Genomic DNA, 20047 nt, shown 5'->3' on the forward strand with positions numbered 1-20047 from the left:
GTCTACTTAATTATTTACTTTTGTTCCCTATATCAATTACAAATATCAGACCAAAGTTTAATTTTGGTTTTAACAGTTGCTTTTTATGACAATTCCTGCACAATTTGACGCTAGAACTATTGAGAATAAGTGGTATGACTACTGGATGAAGAATAATTATTTTCACTCAGAGCCAGATCATAGAACACCATATACCATTGTTATTCCTCCGCCTAACGTAACTGGAGTTTTGCACATGGGACACATGTTGAACAATACGATTCAGGATGTTTTGATAAGAAGAGCACGTTTGAAAGGTTTCAATGCATGTTGGGTTCCTGGAACTGATCACGCTTCCATTGCTACTGAAGCTAAGGTTGTTGCCAAATTAAAAGCGCAAGGAATCAATAAAAATGATTTGACACGCGAGGAGTTTCTTGCACATGCATGGGAATGGACTGATAAATATGGTGGCGTAATTTTGGACCAATTGAAAAAACTGGGTGCTTCTTGCGACTGGGAAAGAACAAAATTCACGATGGATCCAGATATGTCAGCTTCAGTAATTCGTTCTTTTGTAGATTTATATAACAAAGGATTGATTTATAGAGGATACCGAATGGTAAATTGGGATCCCGAAGCAAAAACTACTTTGTCTGACGAAGAAGTAATTTATGAAGAACAAGAAGGGAAATTGTATTTTCTAAAATATAAAATCGAAGGAAGTGAAGATTTCCTAACTATTGCTACAACGCGTCCGGAAACTATTTTTGGAGATACTGCTATTTGTATTAATCCAAATGACGAACGTTTTGCACATTTAAAAGGTAAAAAAGCAATTGTCCCAATATGCGGAAGAATTATTCCTATTATCGAAGATGAATATGTAGATATCGAATTTGGAACAGGTTGTCTAAAAGTGACTCCTGCTCATGATATGAATGACAAAGCGCTAGGAGAGAAGCATAATCTTGAAATTATTGATATTTTCAATGAAGATGCAACGTTGAATAGTTTTGGATTACAGTATCAAGGAAAAGATCGTTTTGTTGTTCGCGAAGAAATTTCTAAAGAATTAGAAACTATTGGTGCTTTAACAAAAACAGAAATTCACCTGAATAAAGTGGGAACCTCGGAAAGAACCAAAGCGGTAATTGAGCCTCGTTTATCCGACCAATGGTTCCTAAAAATGGAAGATTTAGTTAAGCCAGCCATTAAATCGGTTTTAGTGGATGGCGAAATTAAATTGCATCCCGCTCGTTTTAATAATACGTACGCTCATTGGTTAAATAATATCCGTGACTGGAATATTTCCCGTCAATTGTGGTGGGGACAACAAATTCCTGCTTATTTCTTCGGAGATGGTAAAGAAGATTTTGTGGTTGCTGAATCTATCGATGAAGCATTGAAATTAGCACAGGAAAAATCGGCAAATCCTAAATTGGAAACAAAAGATTTACGACAAGATGTTGATGCTCTTGACACGTGGTTTTCTTCTTGGCTTTGGCCAATGTCGGTTTTTGGCGGAATAATGGATCCTGATAATGAGGATTTTAAATACTATTACCCAACCAATGATTTAGTTACTGGTCCGGATATTTTGTTTTTCTGGGTAGCTCGAATGATTATTGCAGGATACGAATATACTGGTAAAAAACCATTTACAAATGTATATTTGACCGGTTTGGTTCGGGATAAACAAAGACGTAAAATGTCTAAATCATTAGGTAATTCGCCAGATCCGTTGGATTTGATAGAAAAATTTGGTGCTGATGGCGTTCGTGTAGGATTGCTTTTGAGCGCTTCTGCAGGAAACGATATTATGTTTGACGAAGAATTGTGTAACCAAGGAAAAGGGTTTACAAATAAAATCTGGAATGCGTTCAAACTGATAAAAGGATGGGAAGTTTCAGATTCAATTCCACAGCCGGAATCTTCAAAAGTAGCTATCGAATGGTATGAAGCCAAATTGCAACAAACACTTTTGGAAATCGAAGACAATTTTGAAAAATACAGAATCTCCGATGCGTTAATGGCAATTTACAAATTGGTTTGGGACGATTTCTGTTCTTGGTTCCTGGAAATGATAAAACCGGCATACCAACAACCAATTGACAACGTTACTTTTGCGAAAGCAATAGAAATGCTGGAAAATAACTTGAAATTATTGCATCCGTTTATGCCATTCTTGACAGAAGAAATTTGGCAAATTCTTGCCGAAAGAACGACAGAGGAAGCTTTAATCGTTTCTACTTGGCCCGAAATGAAACCATTCAATGTAAGTTTAATTACTGATTTTGATAATACGATTGATGTAATTTCAGGAATAAGAACGATTCGTAAAGACAAAAATATTCCTTTCAAAGATACTATTGAATTGAAAATCGTCAATAATGATAAAGCTTCAACTTATTTTGATTCGGTTGTAACCAAATTAGGAAACATCACTTCCTTAGAATATGTTTCTGAAAAAGTGGATGGCGCTTTATCATTTAGAGTAAAATCAAATGAATATTTTATTCCGATTACTGGAAACATAAATGTTGAAGAAGAGATTGCTAAATTGAACGCAGAATTGATATACACCAAAGGCTTCCTAAAATCAGTTCAAGGGAAATTGTCTAACGAGAAATTCGTTGCCGGTGCGCCTGAGAAAGTTTTGGCAAATGAAAAACAGAAAGAAGCAGATGCTTTGTCTAAAATTGAAACTATTGAGCATAGTTTGGCCGGACTGAAATAAGATTAGATTCTTTTTTAATTAACAAAATCCCAGTACTGAAATTTTCAGGATTGGGATTTTTTGTTGGGATTACTTTTCATAGCTTACTTTGTGTTTCCACTTCAGTATCCTCTCTGAGGCAAAGTTTTAAAAATCAAGTTTAGCAATTTGCTTCTTAAAAAATAATCTAAATACCGATAAACCTAATCCTCGTTTTGTACTGGTTTAATTCACTTATTATCATCGTTTTTACCTTTACTTGTAAGAGCATAGGCAAATCCAATTCCAAATAAAACGGTTATTATTGCTGCGAAATAGGGTATAAAATTAATCATTTTTATTTTTTTTTATTACATGTAAGTAAATTCCAAAACCCAGTATTGAGGGTACCCAAAGTCCTATAAAAATCGCTTGATTTTCATGACCATAAAAAAACAAAATTTCAGAGTAAACTAACGAGGCAAAAGCCGCTACAAAAAGCAACTTATCAGTCAAATTAAAATTATTAAACATTATATCTTAATTATTTAAATCCTATTCATATGGCTTTTCGGAATACGCCCTGTTTTTTTTAGTGGGTTCTAGACTCCACTTTTATTTCTTGTTTTTGTCACATTGGGTGGTCAGCCCTTTGGCTTTAGCAAACCTAGTTTTGTTTTTTAAAACGCGCTCATAGCTAATTTGAACTCGAAATCGATTTTCGTAAGTTAGCCGAAAATAAGAGTATAAATAAAACTTTATATCGTTGTATTTATTATCAAATATATACTATATTTTTTACAAATTATCTTTTCAACAGAAACTTAATAATTAGCATATTTTAAAGCAAAAAAAATCCTTCTAGGTATTAAAACTAGAAGGATTTTAGATAGGTGCGTATGTAAATTTTTATCCAAATAAAATCAAGAATAAAATTGGAAATAGAACGCCAGCTAAAGCCAGTTTCCAGCCACGTTGTTTGAAACTGAATTTCCCCCCTTTTATCATTATTGTTCCGGTTAGTGCTATTGTTATTAAACTCAAAGCAAAAATATCTGAATAATAGATCCAGAAATTGGACTCGTTTTTATGTAATTTCATGGTTTGACTTATAATTGGGGTTTTCAGGAACGAGACGATTTCGCCTTTTCCGGTTTTTACATCAATTTCTACATCATGGTTTTCAAAAGAAATTTTTAAATTTCCTTTTTTTACCGTTTGACGTCTCATTTTATCTTCGATGCCTAACTTTTTTCCTAAATCTTCAACAAATTTATCGTCTATTTTACTTTCGTCTGGAAGTTGTACTTGAATGACTTTAGTTTCAGTAGTATATTTTTCGGGATGCCATGAATCTCTGTGATTCATCATAAGTCCTGATAATGCAAAGGAAACGATTAGTCCAATATAGAAATAGCCTAAGTCACGATGTAAATTTCTGAAGGTTTTCTTTTTCATTTTTTGAAAGCTGAATTTATTTTGGGTTGTTTTGCCTTTTGGACTTATTTAAAAGTAAAAGGTTTAATTTTAAATGAGGTAAATCAATTCGTTTGCAATACTACTTGATTTTGTTCCCATTCCAAAACTGAATTCCAAAATTTTAGTTTTTTATTAGAATTTGTATTTTAAACTCGTCATTACTTGGCGTGGCGCAATTGGATTCACACTATAATTTTCATGAACGGTATAATTCAATTCGTTAGTGATATTAGATAATTTACATAATATTGAAAATTGTTTCCAAGTATAACCTGCTGATAAATCTATTGTGGTGTATCCTTCCAATGGAATTTCTCTGTCGTAAATACCATTCGGTAACGATGCGTCAATTTGATTGTTCCATCCAGCCACTCTTTTTCCGATATAGTTTCCTATAGCTCCAAGGGAAGCCCCTTTTAATACGCCTGACGGCAAGGTGTAGAAAAAGCTTAAATTAGCGGTGTTTGCAGGCGTTCTTGCTATACGATCTCCTTCTATGAAGCTTCCTTTCAAACCAGAAGTTTTAGTATAGCGCATGTCGTTATAACTATAACCAGCCATAATATTCAAACCTTCAATTGGTTTTGCAATAAGATCTATTTCTACCCCTTTACTTTTAGTTTCGCCGCTTAAAACTTTTACTGCTGCATCTGTATTGTTTGACCCATCGGCTTTAAATTCGGCTGTTTGTGCCAAATTACTATTGGTAATCTGATAAAGAGTTACGTTTGTGCTTAAGAGTCCTTTCCAGAAATCTTTTTTAACACCCACTTCATATTGATCTATAACGGACGGTTTAATTGCTTTTAAATCAACAGTTGTTCCTGAATTTGGAGTAAAAGAGTTTGCATAGCTTGCAAATAATGACATTTCTTTTGTCGGCTGAAACACAAGTCCTATTTTTGGTGAGAAGGCTTGGTCTGCACGTTTTGGAGCTTCTGTAATTATAACAGGACTCTTAGTTAAATCATATGTGTTAACTTGTGCTTCTTGCCAAGACCAACGTAATCCTGCTAAAACCTTGAATTTTTCGGTAACTGAGATTAGATCTTGGGCGTAAACTCCAAAACGGTTCGTGTCTGTTTTTACTATTTTAGTATTCTTATCCTCTGGGATTGCTCCTCCTTGATTGAAATTATCAAAATCAAAAATATTACCACTACCGTAAGTCGTAGGATTAAATATAAAGGTATAGGCTTGTAAAAATGAGTTTTCTAGATCCACACCTGTGAATAATTGGTGTTTTACTTTCCCTGTTGTGAAATTTCCTTGCAAACTTATTTGTTCTCCAATAATTTGTTCCAAGTTATTGTTTTGTCCCAATGGTCGTTTCCAATCTCCATTAGCTGCAGGTTGAATACGTTCCGTTGCTTTAGAAGTTCTGTTGTAATCTTGGAAAGAAGAATTGAAATTTAATTCCCAGTTTTTATTGAAATCATGGCTTACCAATCCTGAAACACTAGCTTGTTTGGTTTGTCCGTTAGACCAAGTCGCTCCTAAATATAGATTGCGAGGAAGATTTGCAATTTCTTTACCAATTAATCCTGTACCAAAATCGGGTGTCCAATTGTCTTTTAAATAATCTCCTTGTAACGTAATTTCTGTTTTATCACTCACTTTGAAAAGAAAAGAGGGGTTGATATAATAACGTTCTTTTTTTACTATATCTCTAAAGCTTTCTGAATTTTCATAAGAACCTGTAAAGCGGTAGGCGATAATTTTATTTAGAGGACCATAAATATCGATTGATGGTTTGTAAAAGGAATAGCTTCCCATTTGCATTCCTATTTCTCCGCCTTTCTTGAAGGAAGGTGATTTTGTTACCATGTTTAAAATACCTCCTGGAGCGACATTTCCATATAATAAGGCTGCACTACCTTTTAGTATTTCTACTTTTTCTAAAGAAGAAACTTCTGGAACTGAGCCGCCATTTAAACGAAAGCCATTTTTAAACATATTGTTCGATGACATATCGTATCCTCTAGACCAAAATGTTTCTTGTGCTCCACCACGAGCGGAACCAACGTAAACTCCATTTACATTTTTTATCACATCGCTCAATCGTATACTTTGTTGTTGCTCTATAATTTCAGCACCAATTATTTGTACACTTTGTGGGATCTCCATTGGTTTTAAACCTGATCGCAAAGCAGAAACCGGTTTTTTTTGTTGATTTTGTGTTATAATAACTTCTTTGAGTATTCCTCCTTTTTTGTTTTTAACGGTATCAGAAACGGTATCAATATTTTCAATAATATTTGAGTTTTCAGAAGCGTTTGCTGTTTCTTGTGCTTGTGTAGAAAGGCAGAATAGTAAAGTTAATGTGGGGAATAAAATATATTTCATGTCGTTTATTTGGAATAATTAAAAATAACGGTGCAAATATAAAACCCACATTTGAATTAAAAAAACTTATTTAGATTAAATATGAATAATAATTTAAACTAATTTTTATTGAATTGAAAATCAATTTTTTATGAATTGAAATTTTGATTTAATCCAAGTATATGACAATGATTTTGAAACGCTTTTATAGTTTCCAATGTAGAAATGTTAAGTAAAACTTTCTTTTTTAATTCGATTTTAAAGAGGTGTCTTAATTTTTTTGAGCAAATTGTGTCGAATTAGAAGCACTGTTAGACGATTCCAATTAAGACCAGTTTTTTGTAGCTTAGATGCTGAATGCTAAATATTTTTTGAATTCATAATATTTTTTTACCGCGTGAAATCATTATTTCTAAACGGAAAGATTAATCCAAAAAATATTGAAATAAGAGTTTTAAAAAGAAATGGTTTTTACCGATAAATATGGATTTTGTACAAAATTAAATTTCTTTCTATTCTAAATACTTGAAGTGTATTTATGTGGTTTGAACTTTTAAAAATATTCTTCCATGCGTTTGCCACACATCTTTTTAGTCAAGCTTGAATTGTAGTTTGCAAATTCCAAAATAGCGATAAACTTAATTAAACATGGTCTTTCAAAATTTTATAAACCAATTCCTTAGTGGGTTTTTGATCTTTTAATTTTTCTCTGACCACATCAAAAGTTACTTTAAAATCGCAGCCCGATTTATAATGGCTGCAACCATAAGCGGTTTTCCCTTTGATAACCGTTCCGTTTTTACATTTTGGACAAGGCAAAGCATCTGAAGGGGCTTTATTTTCTGTTGATGGAGTAGGAGGTGCTGTTTTCTTAGGTTCTAATTTGAGTTTGAAGTTTTCATCAAAACGAATTAGACCTTCTACAATGCCTCCATCGGTTTTAAAATCTTTTAAATTTACCGTAGACCCTTTTTGAAGTAATCGCAAGTATTGAATCTCTGATATTTTTTTTCCTGCAAATGTAAAGGGCAATATAAAATCGCAGCCTGCTTTATAATTCCCACAGCCGTAGGCCGATTTCCCCTTTACAAGTGTCCCTTTTTTACATTTCGGACAAACTTCGGCCATAATTCCTGCTGCTTTCTTTTTCTCAACGGTTGCCTCTTGTTTTTGAATACTTCCTGCATGCGAAATATTGGCGCGCGTGGTTTCGCTTCGTACTTCATATACCAAAGCTTCGACCATGCGTTTCATATTGTTAATAAATCCAGCGGCGCTATACGTCCCTTTTTCAATATCTTTCAATTGCTTTTCCCAAGATCCCGTTAGTTCAGCTGATTTTACCAAATCATTTTGAATGGTATCAATAAGCCGAATTCCGGTTGGCGTTGGTAATACCTGTTTTTTATTTCTAACAATGTATTGGCGTTTGAAAAGTGTTTCAATGATATTAGCCCGTGTTGATGGACGCCCAATACCATTTTCTTTCATCAATTCGCGTAAATCTTCATCATCCACTTGTTTTCCTGCAGTTTCCATGGCACGTAATAACGTCGCCTCCGTGAACTGATTGGGTGGTTTGGTTTCTTTTTCTAAAAACGAGGGTTGGTGTGGCCCTTTTTCGCCTTCGACAAAACTCGGCAAAAGATCGGCTTCTTTTTCTTTGGCATTTGTGTCTTCAAAAACAACTCGCCATCCTTTTTTTAAGATTTCTTTTCCTGTGGTTTTGAAAACTACATCGGCTGCTTTTCCTATTACGGTGGTATTGGCTACCAAACAATCATCATAAAAAACGGCAATAAATCGCTTGGTAATAATGTCATATACCAGTTGCTGATTGTATTGTAAATTAGTTTGAATCCCCGTTGGAATAATCGCATGGTGATCCGTTACTTTTTTATCGTTGAAAACTTTAGTCGATTTTATAATTTTTTTTCCTAATAGCGGTTCCGTTAATGAGGAATAATTGGTAAGCTTTTGAAGAATAGCCGCTACTTTTGGGTAAACATCGTTTGGTAAAAAAGTGGTGTCGACTCTAGGGTAGGTGACTACTTTTTGTTCGTACAAAGTTTGAGCAATTTTCAAAGTTTCATCTGCCGTAAACCCAAACTTCGTATTGCAATATACTTGTAAGCCAGTTAAATCAAATAGCTTTGGGGCAAACTCATTGCCTTTCTTTTTTTCGATAGAAACAATTTCAAAATCACTTTCCTTGACTTTATTGGCTAAAATTTCTCCGTCTTCTTTTTTCAAAAAACGTCCTTCTTCATAACTAAAAAGCGTCTCTCTATACAAAGTCTGTAGCTCCCAATACGGCTGCGGTTTAAAATTTTCAATTTCCTTAAAACGATCCACAACCATCGCTAATGTTGGGGTTTGCACCCTTCCAATAGACAATACTTGTTTGTACCCACCATGTTTTACGGTGTACAAGCGCGTTGCATTCATACCCAATAACCAGTCGCCAATGGCTCTGGAAAATCCCGCATAGTACAAATTATCATAGTTGGATGATGGTTTTAAGTTTTCAAAACCCTCTTTAATGGCTTCGGTAGTTAAGGATGAAATCCATAAACGTTTCACTTCGCCCTTATAATTGGCTTCATTCATGACCCAGCGTTGTATCAATTCTCCTTCTTGACCAGCATCCCCGCAGTTGATGACCAAATCAGCTTTGTCAAATAAACTTTTTATAATTTTAAATTGCTTTTGAATACCGGAATTCTCTACCACTTTGGTTTCGAATTTTTCGGGAAGCATGGGTAGGTTGTTTAAATCCCAACTTTTCCAGTGCGGTTTATAATCATTAGTCTCTTTCAAGGTACATAAATGACCAAAGGTGTAGGTTACAATATAGCCATTGCCTTCGTAATAACCGTCATGTTTGGTATTTGCGCCCAAAACGGATGCGATTTCGCGTGCTACACTTGGTTTTTCTGCAATACAGACCTTCATTTTATCCTACTGATTTGAGACCGCAAATTAGGAATTTAGAAATTGGTAATAAAGAGAAATTTTATGGAGTTATGAACGAGCTCCAGATGGGAATAATAAAATCAGCTTTATTGAGTAGCGTTTTTTACTTTTTTTGAATCATTATTATTCCAAATAAAAAACGACTTTGCTTTATTCAAGCAAGGTCGTTTCTATGAAGTGTAGTAATTATTTTTTTTATTTAGTTCGTAGCATTATATATTTCTCTGTGCTTGGTTTTCCTTGTAGTATCCCAGAGATTTCGGTTACTAAACTGTCATCGGCGATTTGGGTGTAAATGATTTTTTTAGGGTAATCATGTTTTGGGTTCTCAAAAAATAATTGTTTTTCGGTTGAATTGGTGAGTTTGAAAGTAACCGGTTTGTTGTTATTTTGTCCTTTTACAGTTGCGTTGTAAGTTAATTGTTCTCCTTTTTGGTTCAGTAGTATGGATTCAAAATGAACGGTGTCTTTTCCTTTTATAAAATAAGAGTTTGCTTGGAAAGTACTGTCATTTACTTTTTTCCAATTTTCAGAGAGATTTCCATCTGGTGTTTTATTTTCCCAGTTTCCCAGAAGCCAACGGGATAATTTGATTTTATCTTTTTCATTGGAATCAGAATTTTTGCAAGCGAAAAAAGATAAAAATAATAAGATAACCGTGGCTTTATTTTTCATGTGAATTGTAACTAAAGGGTTTATTGAAAACAATGCAAAATTATGAAAAAGACTGCAACTAGCCCAGATAAAAGCGGTATCCTTTTTAGGGTTGAATGACAGAGGAATTTAACCCTAAAAAGATATAGCGGATAGCTGGAAATAGCTCCAAAAAAAACTGTCGGGAAACTAGACTTAACTATAAACTATTTTTCGTAATTTTGCACTCCAAATATAAGGACTAAGAATATGTTAGATAGACTTCAAATAGTAAAACAACGTTTCGATGAGATTTCGGATTTAATCATCCAGCCAGATGTTATTTCGGATCAGAAGCGTTATGTGCAATTGAATCAAGAGTACAAGAGTTTAAAAGCTTTGGCAGAAAAACGCGATGAATATGTAATTTTGATGGCGAATATCGAAGAAGCAAATGAAATAATAGCTGATAATAGTGATGCAGATATGACCGAAATGGCCAAAATGCAGCTAGACGAAGCAAAAGAAAGATTGCCAGAATTAGAAGATGAAATAAAATTCATGTTGATTCCAAAAGATGAAGAAGACGCCAAGAATGTTATGGTAGAAATCCGTGCGGGAACAGGTGGAGATGAAGCCAGTATTTTTGCCGGAGATTTATTTCGTATGTACACTAAATATTGTGAGAATCGCGGTTGGAGAACCTCGGTTGTGGATATGAATGAAGGAACTTCGGGTGGTTTTAAAGAGGTGATTTTTGAAGTTACAGGAGAAGACGTTTACGGAACTTTGAAATTTGAAGCTGGAGTTCACCGTGTACAACGCGTGCCACAAACGGAAACTCAAGGTCGTGTTCACACATCGGCAGCGACCGTAATGGTGCTTCCGGAAGCCGAAGAATTTGATGTGCAAATCGATATGAACGATGTTCGTGTGGATTTTTTCTGTTCCTCTGGACCAGGCGGACAATCAGTAAATACAACAAAATCCGCTGTTCGATTGACGCACATTCCAACAGGATTGGTGGCGCAATGTCAGGATCAAAAATCGCAACATAAGAATAAAGATAAAGCGATGGGTGTTTTGCGTTCCCGTTTATACGAACAGGAATTAGCCAAAAAACAAGAAGCAGATGCCACTAAAAGAACTTCTCAGGTAAGTTCTGGTGACCGTTCCGCTAAAATACGTACTTACAATTATGCACAAGGTCGTGTAACGGATCATAGAGTAGGACTAACTTTGTACGATTTAGGAAATATCATGAATGGGGACATTCAGAAAATCGTTGACGAATTAGCGCTAGTCAATAACATGGAAAAATTAAAAGAAGCCAGCGAGGTATTTTAAATAAAAAAAAGTGAAATTCGTTTCACTTTTTTTTGTATTCCTCGGGACCTTAGAAGGGAAATGTATTTTTATAAAAATAAGCTATTGAAGCCTATATTTAGTTTTGAAAACTATTTATAGGCTTCAATAATTTTATAGCTTACGAAGTCATTATCAGCCATTAATTTTATTGTTTTTTTAGCTTGAGCTTGAGAAATAGTGTAACCACTTGCGTATCCACTTGCTGTATTTATTTCCCAGAAGTAAACAGTTTTGTCTGTTTTTTTGATAATCTCACTTCTTTTTTGTTTTGAAATGGTAGTTGCCTGCGTTTTTTCGATTGGGTTTGCGAACAAAACTGTTGTTGCAATTAATGCTGCTGATAAGATAAAGTTTTTCATGTTTTTTATTTTTACTTTGTTGGATTAACGGTGCAAAGGTGTGGCAGGTTTGGATTTTTTTTGTTATATAAATTTTAAATTTTCTTACATAATTAACTCTTATTTAATTGAAAATCAAATGCTTTTAATCTAAAATATTTCGGAGTCTTTCCTGTATCTATGTCAGCATTTGCAATAATTGCAAGAAAGGATTCAGATTAAAGAAGATTGAATAAAATGTATATTATTATTGATTTTTTTTAAGTTGATAATCCTCTAATCCTTTCGGTGTTTTTTTTATAAATTTGCTGTTCACAATTTAAAAAATGACAACACAACAACTAATAGACCAAATTCAAACCAAAAAATCGTTCCTGTGCGTAGGACTCGATGTTGATTTGAATAAAATTCCGCAGCATTTATTAGAACTGGAAGATCCAATTTTCGAATTCAATAAAGCCATAATCGATGCCACTCATGATTTGGTAGTTTCATATAAACCCAATACTGCTTTTTATGAAGCTTACGGAATAAAAGGGTGGATGTCGTTGCAAAAAACGATCAATTACATCAACGAAAATTATCCCGATATTTTCACGATTGCCGATGCAAAACGGGGTGATATAGGGAATACGTCTTCCATGTATGCCAAAGCTTTTTTTGAAGATTTAAACTTCGATAGTGTTACGGTGGCGCCTTATATGGGGAAAGATTCAGTGGAGCCTTTTCTGGCTTTCGAAAATAAACATACCATAATGTTGGCTTTAACGTCAAACGAAGGCGCATTCGATTTCCAAACCTTGAATATTAATGGTAAGGAATTATACAAACAAGTGCTGGAGACCTCTAAAACTTGGAAAAGCGCTGAAAACCTGATGTACGTTGTCGGGGCTACAAAAGCGGAGTATTTCACTGATATTCGTAAAATTGTGCCAGACAGTTTCTTGCTTGTTCCTGGAGTGGGAGCACAGGGCGGAAGCTTATCCGAAGTTTGTAAATACGGAATGAATGACAATGTAGGATTGCTTATCAATTCATCTCGTGGGATTATTTACGCTTCAAACGGAACTGATTTTGCCGAAAAAGCAAGAGAAGAAGCGTTGAAAATGCAACAGGAAATGGAAGGATTAATTAGTTTAAAGTTTAAAGTTTAAAGTTTTTTTATAAAATTTTTTGAATTCAATGGGACTTAATTTTAAACCATTAAGAAATTAAGTATCATTAAGCTTGCCCAAAGATTAGAATAGAAAATTTTGTGCCTTAATTTTTCTATTTTTCTTAATGGTTAAATCTTAAAATGGAAACAATTTGCAGACATTATGTTTAAACTTTATAATCCTTAATTTTTCTTAATTTCTTAATGGTGAAAAAGCTTTAAACTTACTCATCAATAGTATCAACTTTAAACTTTAGACTTGAAACAAAAAAATCTAATCGATCAACTTGGAGCCTCCCACACATTTGCGACTTCGCCTATGCGAATCATTTCGCTTGTTCCATCACAAACGGAATTGTTGTATGATTTAGGTTTGGAAGATCGAATTATTGGAATCACTAAATTCTGTGTGCATCCGTATCATTTTAAATCGACCAAGAAAATTGTTGGTGGAACTAAAAAAGTGCATTTTGAAAAAATCAGACTGTTACAACCTGATATTATTATTTGCAATAAAGAAGAAAATACTCAGGAAATTGTTAATGAATTAAGTAAAATTTGCCCAGTTTGGGTTACTAATATCATCACGATTGAAGATAATTTCCAAATGATTTTCGATTTTGGTCAGCTATTCAATTGTAGAACCGAAGCGCAAAAATGGAACGATAAATTGGCTTTTGCCTTGAGCGATTTTAAAAACTTCGTCAAAGATAAACCGGTACTAAAAGCGGCTTATTTTATTTGGAAAAATCCTTATATGGTAGCTGGTTCAGACAATTTTATCAATGAATTATTGAAACTGAATCATTTTGAAAATATCTACCAGAACAAGGGACGCTATCCAGAAATTGAACTCAAAAAAATGCGTTTAGAAGGCGATCCGGATTTGGTTTTCTTGTCTTCAGAACCCTTTCCTTTCAAAGAAGAAGATGCTTTTGAGATAGGGCGACATACTCATCATGCCAAAACGGTGTTTGTTGACGGTGAAATGTTTTCCTGGTATGGAAGCAGGTTGCTAAAAGCGTTTGAGTACTTCAAGAAATTGCATCTGAAATTATGATTCACATTCTTCCAAGACTAATTCCTCTATAACAGTTTCAGTAGGCGTTTTTTCAATATTAAAATTTTGTTCAAAAAGTGTTTGGTATTCTTTTTGAAGCTTTTCTATTTCACTTTTCTCTTTCAATAATCCAGTCATGGGTGTAATTTTTTGCAAATTTACGTTTTGTAAATAATAATTCCGCATTATTATTTGTTAAGAATTGAATTTAAAATTATTGTTCTATTTTTGCAAAAAAAAGACGTGATCAATTACTCCATATATGAGAACAAAAACAGCAATGAATGGGTAACCTTTGTCCATGGTGCTGGCGGAAGTTCGTCTATATGGTTCAAACAGATTCGGGATTTTCAGAAACAGTATAATGTATTGTTATTGGATTTACGAGGTCACGGAGAATCAAAACCTACGTTAAAAACAGCTTTCAAGCAGAAATATACTTTTTCGGCTCTGGCCAATGATATTCTCGAAGTTTTAAATCATCTTCAAATCGAGAAGTCTCATTTTGTGGGGATTTCGTTAGGTACAATTCTGATTAGACAATTGGCCGAAATGTATCCAGAACGCGTGCAGAGTATGATACTTGGCGGTGCAATCCTAAAAATGAATTTCCGTTCGCAGGTTCTAATGCGATTGGGGAATATGTTCAAATATGTCTTGCCTTACTTAGTTTTATATAAATTTTTTGCCTTTGTGATTATGCCTAAAAAAAGTCACAAACAATCTCGATTGCTTTTTATAAACGAGGCTAAAAAATTATACCAAAAAGAATTTATAAAGTGGTTTAAACTCACCGCCGAAATAAATCCGGTGCTGAGATGGTTTCGCCAAATGGAATTAAACATCCCAACGCTTTATGTTATGGGGGAGGAGGATTATATGTTTTTACCTTCAGTTCGGAAAGTTGTGGAGAACCATTATAGATCTTCTAAATTATTTGTAATCGAAAAATGCGGACATGTTGTAAATGTGGAGCAGCCTATCGCTTTCAATGATGCAGTCCTTTCTTTTCTAAATACGGCTAAATAAAAAATGCCTGTATCACAGAGATACAGGCAGTTCTTTAACTAACCAAAACCAAAATAATAAATAACCAGTTTATTACTCTGCAAAGATCATATAATACTTGATGTTTAGCTGTTAAGATTTTGTTATTACTTTGTTGTAAATAAGTTAAGATTTTTAAATGTAGCTATATATTTTAATTTCAGGCATCTAACCTACGTCCTCCACTTTAAACTAATTGATTTCGCACCTTTAATTTTTTCTGTTTGTTGCAAATATAAAGTGTTATAATTGTTCATTACAATTGAAATATAAAAGCTGTCAATTTTTTATTTATGTGGTAGTAATCAGACCGATTTTATTGTAAACTAGTAAATTGTAGTAATCGGAAATCACATGAAAAAGTATTCTATACGAAATGAAATAGTGAAAACCATAGTCTTCCGCATTTTCAAAACAACATAATCTAGGTAGATTTATACGTTTAGGGACCAATTGTAATTTTTAAGAAAATACCACCGTTTTATTGTTGTAAACCATCGTTTTTCGTTCCGCATGCAACTTAATAGCTCTAGCCAGAACCATACGTTCTAAATCACGCCCTTTCATAATAAAATCATCTATGGAATGACTGTGTGAAACTCTCGCAATATCTTGCTCAATAATTGGTCCTTCGTCTAATCCCTCCGTAACATAATGACTGGTTGCCCCAATAATTTTAACCCCTCTTTTAAAAGCCGAATGATAGGGTTTAGCACCAGGAAATGCAGGTAAAAACGAATGGTGAATATTGATAATTTGATTTTTATAAAGTGCAATTAATTCGGGAGTTATAATTTGCATATAACGCGCCAAAACTATAAAATCAACATTATATTCTTTCAATAAATCCATTTGCTGTTGTTCTCCTTGAGCCTTAATTTCTTTGGTAAAAGGAACATACCGGAAAGGAATATTAAAACGTTCTGCAACTGGTCTTAAATCTTCGTGATTACTAATGATTAAAGAAATTTCAAGTGGTAATTCTCCCGCGCTGTATCGGCCTAAAATGTCATATAAACAATGATCATATTTAGATACAAACAAGGCCATTTTGGGTTTGTGTTCCTGAGTGTAAATTTCCCAAAACATATTAAACGGAGTCGCTAAATTGGTCTGGAAATCCTTTTTTATAGTTTCAATATCCCAGTTTTTAGCACTGAATTCGCATTCCAAACGCATAAAAAAAACATTCTCGTCCGCGTCAACATGTTGGTCTAAATAAATAATATTCCCGTCAATCGAAGCAATGTAATGAGTCACAGAAGCAATAATCGCCTTCTGATCTTCACAATGTATGAGTATGGTAATTTTTTGCATTTTAGTATTTTTAGTATTAATCGTGATGTATTTCAGGAGCTGTTACCTGCTATCCGCTAAATCTTTCCTTGTCTCGTCTCGTCTTTTGGGACAAGACGAGACAAGGAAAGGATACCGCTTCTATCAGGGCTAGGGCGTTCCGTTTATCAATAATTTTTTTCAAAAATAACGGTAAATCTTTTAAAAAAAATGAATTTAGCGGTTTAATGTTCTAAAAATAGAATTGTTTTTACACTAGTTTTTATCCTGTAAAGCAAAAACTTTTTGCAATAAAAGAGAAGTTCTGGAAGCCAAATTTGTTCTGATATTTTTTTCTTCCACTGCAACCATTTTAAAAACGCCATTCATGGCTTGATTAGTCACATAATCAGTCAAATCAGGATTTACTTTGTTGATCAACGGAATGCTATTGTATTTAGTGATAATGTTTGCCCATACTTTGTCAGCACCTACTTTGGCAAACGAATTTTTAATAACGGGGTTGAATTTTCCGTACAAAGCCGTTGAAGTGCTATTTTGTAAATAATTAGTTGCAGAACTTTCATTTCCCAGCAAGATTGTTTTGGCATCGTAAAAAGTCATGTTTCTAACCGCATCAACAAATATTGGCGTAGCTTCTTTTACTGCATCTTCGGCAGCACGATTCAATACTCTCAAACCTTCATCAGCTAATGAGTTCAAACCAATTTTTCTCAAGCCGGCATCCACTTTTCTCAATTCTTCCGGCAATAAAATTTTCACCGCTTCATTTCTGTAAAAGCCATCTACCGCGGTCAATTTCGTCACTTGTTTCGAGATCCCATTGTTCAAGGCTTCCCTCAATCCGCCTGCAATATCAATACCTCCCATTCCTTGGGTTTGCGGCAATTGATTAAGAACTTGTTGCATTTCGCTACATCCAAATAAGGAGAAGGCAATTAAAAACAATACAATTTTTTTCATAACTTTATATTTAATTGATTTTTTCAAAGATAAGCAAACACTATGCCTTTTAGTAGTATAAATATTAAAAAGAGGATAATAACCATTGTTTTTAATGAAATAAATGGTTTAAAATCAATATATTAGAGTGTTAAAATCATTCCTATAAAACAAGATGAAAATAATAGAACTTGATTTATTAACAGATGACGTCAATAATACGGCGATTTTTTATAATGAAATAATGGGATTGAAAATTATTTCGAGAGATAAATATGGGATTTCATTCGCTGCAGGTTCAACAAAATTAACGTTCAGGCCTTCTGAAAATGTGAAACCTGTTTATCATTTTGCTTTTGATATACCAAACAACAAACTGCAGGAAGCTTTTGCCTGGATGGAAAAAAAGGTAGAAATCTTAGTGGTGATTCCTCCGGATAAGATTGCAGATTTTTATAATTGGAATGCAAAGTCTTTTTATTTTTATGACAACAATGGAAATATTGTGGAATTCATAGCCCGTTATAGTTTAGATAATTCATCGGAGAAACCGTTTAATGGAGATTCAATTCTCTCAGTTAGTGAAATTGGTTTTGTGTCAAAAAATATTGAAAAATTAAGCGATGAAATGTGTGCGAAGTATAATCTCTCCGTGTTTTCGAAACAACCAAAAAGAGATAAATTTATTGTTTTAGGCACCGATACAGGACTTTTTATTCTTGTGGATGAAAATCGGGATTGGTATCCAACTTCTATAAAATCAAAATCATTCTGGACCAAAGTTGTATTTTATAATAATGGGATAACCCGAGAAATGGAAATTCCGGATTAAAAAGCGAAAACTATGGCCTTGTTTGGCAATGTTTTTTACGGCGTATATGATGTTAATTAGTAATTTTATGCTTCGATCTCAATTTGATTTTTAAACGATTGAATTGCAGTATTTTTATTTGTTGGCTAATATTGCTACATGGTTTTATTAAACTTTGTATTTCTGTTTTGTAATTTGCATTTAAGGGAGATATTCATTATTTGCTTTTCTTCAAAGCATCGATCAATTCCTCCATATTTACCACACCATAGGTAGAAGAATAATCCGATACAGCATAAGGCAATATAAGGCTGTTGTTATGAATAATCGAACCGCAAGAATACACTACATTGGGTACATATCCTTCTCGTTCAAGTTCTAATGGTGAAAGTAAGGGTTCTTTTAATCTTCCAATTTCCTTAGAAGGATCATCAAGATCAAATAGCGAAGCACCGATGCAATAACGTCTCATGGCGCCTACTCCGTGAGTAATTACCAACCAACCTTCTTCGGTCCAAAGAGGAGATCCGCAATTTCCAATTTGAGTAAATTCCCATGAAAAACGAGGCTCTTGAAGAATAACGGGATTATCCCATTGTGTACGTCTATCAGAGTACATAATATAATTGTTAACGCCATCAATTCTGGAAAGCATGGCGTATTTACCTTTTATTTTTCTGGGAAACAATGCCAAATTTTTATTTTGAGCACCGGCTCCATACAAGGGTACTACGCGGAAGTTATAAAAGTCTGTAGTAGAAATAAGTTTTGGTAGTATGGCGTGACCATTATAAGCAGTGTACGTGGCAATTATTCTGTCCGCTCCATCATCATCGAGAAAGCGAACGAAACGAGCATCTTCAATACCGCGACTTTCAGAATCTGATATCGGAAATATAACACGTTCGGTGATATCCGAATCGTGCTTGAATTGCAAATCATAAAAGGAATCCGCTAACCAAAGCATTTCCTCCATTGCCGTTCTATTTTCGTGGCTAACTATCGGGTTGTTTAGCGCTTTATTTATCAAATTTCTTAAAGCTGCATACTCGAATTGATCAGGCAGTTCTCGCATAATGTGGGCAGAGCATTTGTCTGAAGTATGCATTTCTGCCAATTTAATGAGAAATCGTTCCTTGTTGTATAAGGTTTTATATCCAATTTCTGCTTTGTCAATATTTCTCCCAATTTTCATCACTTGGAGATCATTATTTTTGTCTAAAATTCCTCTTCTAAAAACGATCGAAGAAATATGACCTTCACCTGTTGCACGAAAGGATATGATGATTCGCTTTTCTCCATTGTGAAGATCTGATTGGTCAAAATCTTCGACAATAGAAGGATTAAAAAAGGCGGCAGATTCTATCGCATATTCCATTGTACAATAGGAACCGATGAGCATTTTTCTCTCATCAGACAACTGGTCATAATTGATCTGCATTGCTTCTATCAAACCTCTTATCTTTTCACAATGCCTAAAAAATGTTTGTGAAATATTACGATGTCTTCTAGCAAATTCTCGAAGTGTATGTTCTAAGGTTTCTTGAACTTGTTTTTCACTCAAAACCATAATATTACTGACCATTTTTTGGGTTCGTAGATCACCGTTCATAAAATACCGGGTAACAACTCTGCTGCAATCAGGCATGAATTTTATATATTTTCGAATGACAGGAACTCGCATAGATTAAGTTTTAAAGTGAAATAATGCAGTTGCGTATTTTTAATAAAGAGTCGTTTTGTTATTAGCTAATTGGTAGTTCTAATGTTGAATTAGTCCAAAAATGAGCTACTTGATTGGAACATATTCTGAATAATTTTAATTATTGAATTATTATGTCTATAAACCAGCTAAAATAATTTTGACGCATTCGCCAAGTAGGTACTAAAAAAGATTATGTGATTTAAATTTATAAAAAAATATATTGCCAAAATTTTT

Annotated in this window: 15 protein-coding genes; 6 read left to right on the forward strand and 9 right to left on the reverse strand. The window is 33.9% G+C overall.

Annotation, left to right across the window (positions count from 1 at the left end; all coding sequences use genetic code 11):
- Positions 1-85 precede the first annotated feature (85 nt).
- A complete protein-coding gene (locus IWX84_RS10440) occupies positions 86-2719 on the forward strand; it encodes a valine--tRNA ligase (RefSeq protein WP_196850692.1) in 2634 nt (877 codons plus the stop codon).
- A gap of 867 nt (positions 2720-3586) precedes the next feature.
- On the opposite strand, the gene IWX84_RS10445 is transcribed toward IWX84_RS10440, so the two are convergent.
- From IWX84_RS10445 to IWX84_RS10460, 4 genes are all read right to left on the reverse strand, one after another.
- Positions 3587-4135: a PepSY-associated TM helix domain-containing protein gene (locus IWX84_RS10445; protein WP_196850693.1), complete on the reverse strand. Its 549-nt coding sequence runs from the start codon at positions 4133-4135 to the stop codon at positions 3587-3589.
- Between the two features lie 153 nt (positions 4136-4288).
- Positions 4289-6502: a TonB-dependent siderophore receptor gene (locus IWX84_RS10450; RefSeq protein ID WP_196850694.1), complete on the reverse strand. Its 2214-nt coding sequence runs from the start codon at positions 6500-6502 to the stop codon at positions 4289-4291.
- Between the two features lie 621 nt (positions 6503-7123).
- Positions 7124-9436, reverse strand: coding sequence for a DNA topoisomerase 3 (locus IWX84_RS10455; RefSeq protein WP_196850695.1), 2313 nt, complete (start codon positions 9434-9436; stop codon positions 7124-7126).
- Positions 9437-9652: 216 nt separating this feature from the next.
- Positions 9653-10132, reverse strand: a complete 480-nt coding sequence (locus IWX84_RS10460; RefSeq protein ID WP_196850696.1) for a DUF6265 family protein — start codon at positions 10130-10132, stop codon at positions 9653-9655.
- A gap of 228 nt (positions 10133-10360) precedes the next feature.
- On the opposite strand from IWX84_RS10460, the gene prfA reads away from it, so the two are divergent.
- Positions 10361-11437 (forward strand): peptide chain release factor 1, encoded by a 1077-nt coding sequence (gene prfA, locus IWX84_RS10465; protein WP_196850697.1) that lies wholly within the window; start codon positions 10361-10363, stop codon positions 11435-11437.
- 110 nt (positions 11438-11547) lie between these two features.
- On the opposite strand, the gene IWX84_RS10470 is transcribed toward prfA, so the two are convergent.
- Positions 11548-11817, reverse strand: a complete 270-nt coding sequence (locus tag IWX84_RS10470; protein ID WP_196850698.1) for a hypothetical protein — start codon at positions 11815-11817, stop codon at positions 11548-11550.
- Positions 11818-12122: 305 nt separating this feature from the next.
- On the opposite strand from IWX84_RS10470, the gene pyrF reads away from it, so the two are divergent.
- Both pyrF and IWX84_RS10480 read left to right on the forward strand, forming a co-directional pair.
- Positions 12123-12950: an orotidine-5'-phosphate decarboxylase gene (gene pyrF / locus IWX84_RS10475; protein WP_196850699.1), complete on the forward strand. Its 828-nt coding sequence runs from the start codon at positions 12123-12125 to the stop codon at positions 12948-12950.
- Between the two features lie 321 nt (positions 12951-13271).
- On the forward strand, positions 13272-14012 hold the full coding sequence (locus IWX84_RS10480) for an ABC transporter substrate-binding protein (RefSeq protein WP_196850712.1): 741 nt from the start codon (positions 13272-13274) through the stop codon (positions 14010-14012).
- Here the strand turns inward: IWX84_RS10480 and IWX84_RS10485 are convergent.
- Entirely contained in the window at positions 14007-14150 is a 144-nt protein-coding gene (locus IWX84_RS10485) for a hypothetical protein (RefSeq protein WP_196850700.1), read from the reverse strand. The genes IWX84_RS10480 and IWX84_RS10485 overlap by 6 nt on opposite strands.
- Before the next feature lie 105 nt (positions 14151-14255).
- On the opposite strand from IWX84_RS10485, the gene IWX84_RS10490 reads away from it, so the two are divergent.
- A complete protein-coding gene (locus IWX84_RS10490) occupies positions 14256-15041 on the forward strand; it encodes an alpha/beta fold hydrolase (RefSeq protein WP_196850713.1) in 786 nt (261 codons plus the stop codon).
- Between the two features lie 480 nt (positions 15042-15521).
- Here the strand turns inward: IWX84_RS10490 and purU are convergent, their stop codons facing one another.
- Both purU and IWX84_RS10500 read right to left on the reverse strand, forming a co-directional pair.
- Positions 15522-16376, reverse strand: a complete 855-nt coding sequence (purU, locus tag IWX84_RS10495) for a formyltetrahydrofolate deformylase (RefSeq protein WP_196850701.1) — start codon at positions 16374-16376, stop codon at positions 15522-15524.
- Positions 16377-16610: 234 nt separating this feature from the next.
- Positions 16611-17318 (reverse strand): DUF4197 domain-containing protein, encoded by a 708-nt coding sequence (locus IWX84_RS10500; protein ID WP_196850702.1) that lies wholly within the window; start codon positions 17316-17318, stop codon positions 16611-16613.
- A gap of 154 nt (positions 17319-17472) precedes the next feature.
- Here IWX84_RS10500 and IWX84_RS10505 point away from each other — a divergent pair, with 154 nt between their 5' ends.
- Entirely contained in the window at positions 17473-18129 is a 657-nt protein-coding gene (locus IWX84_RS10505; RefSeq protein ID WP_196850703.1) for a VOC family protein, read from the forward strand.
- A gap of 196 nt (positions 18130-18325) precedes the next feature.
- Here IWX84_RS10505 and IWX84_RS10510 read toward each other — a convergent pair whose 3' ends face one another.
- Complete coding sequence (locus tag IWX84_RS10510; RefSeq protein WP_196850704.1) at positions 18326-19792, reverse strand: glycoside hydrolase family 130 protein; 1467 nt, start codon at positions 19790-19792, stop codon at positions 18326-18328.
- Positions 19793-20047 lie beyond the last annotated feature (255 nt).

The organism is Flavobacterium sp. CG_9.10 (assembly GCF_015752245.1).
Classification (GTDB): domain Bacteria; phylum Bacteroidota; class Bacteroidia; order Flavobacteriales; family Flavobacteriaceae; genus Flavobacterium.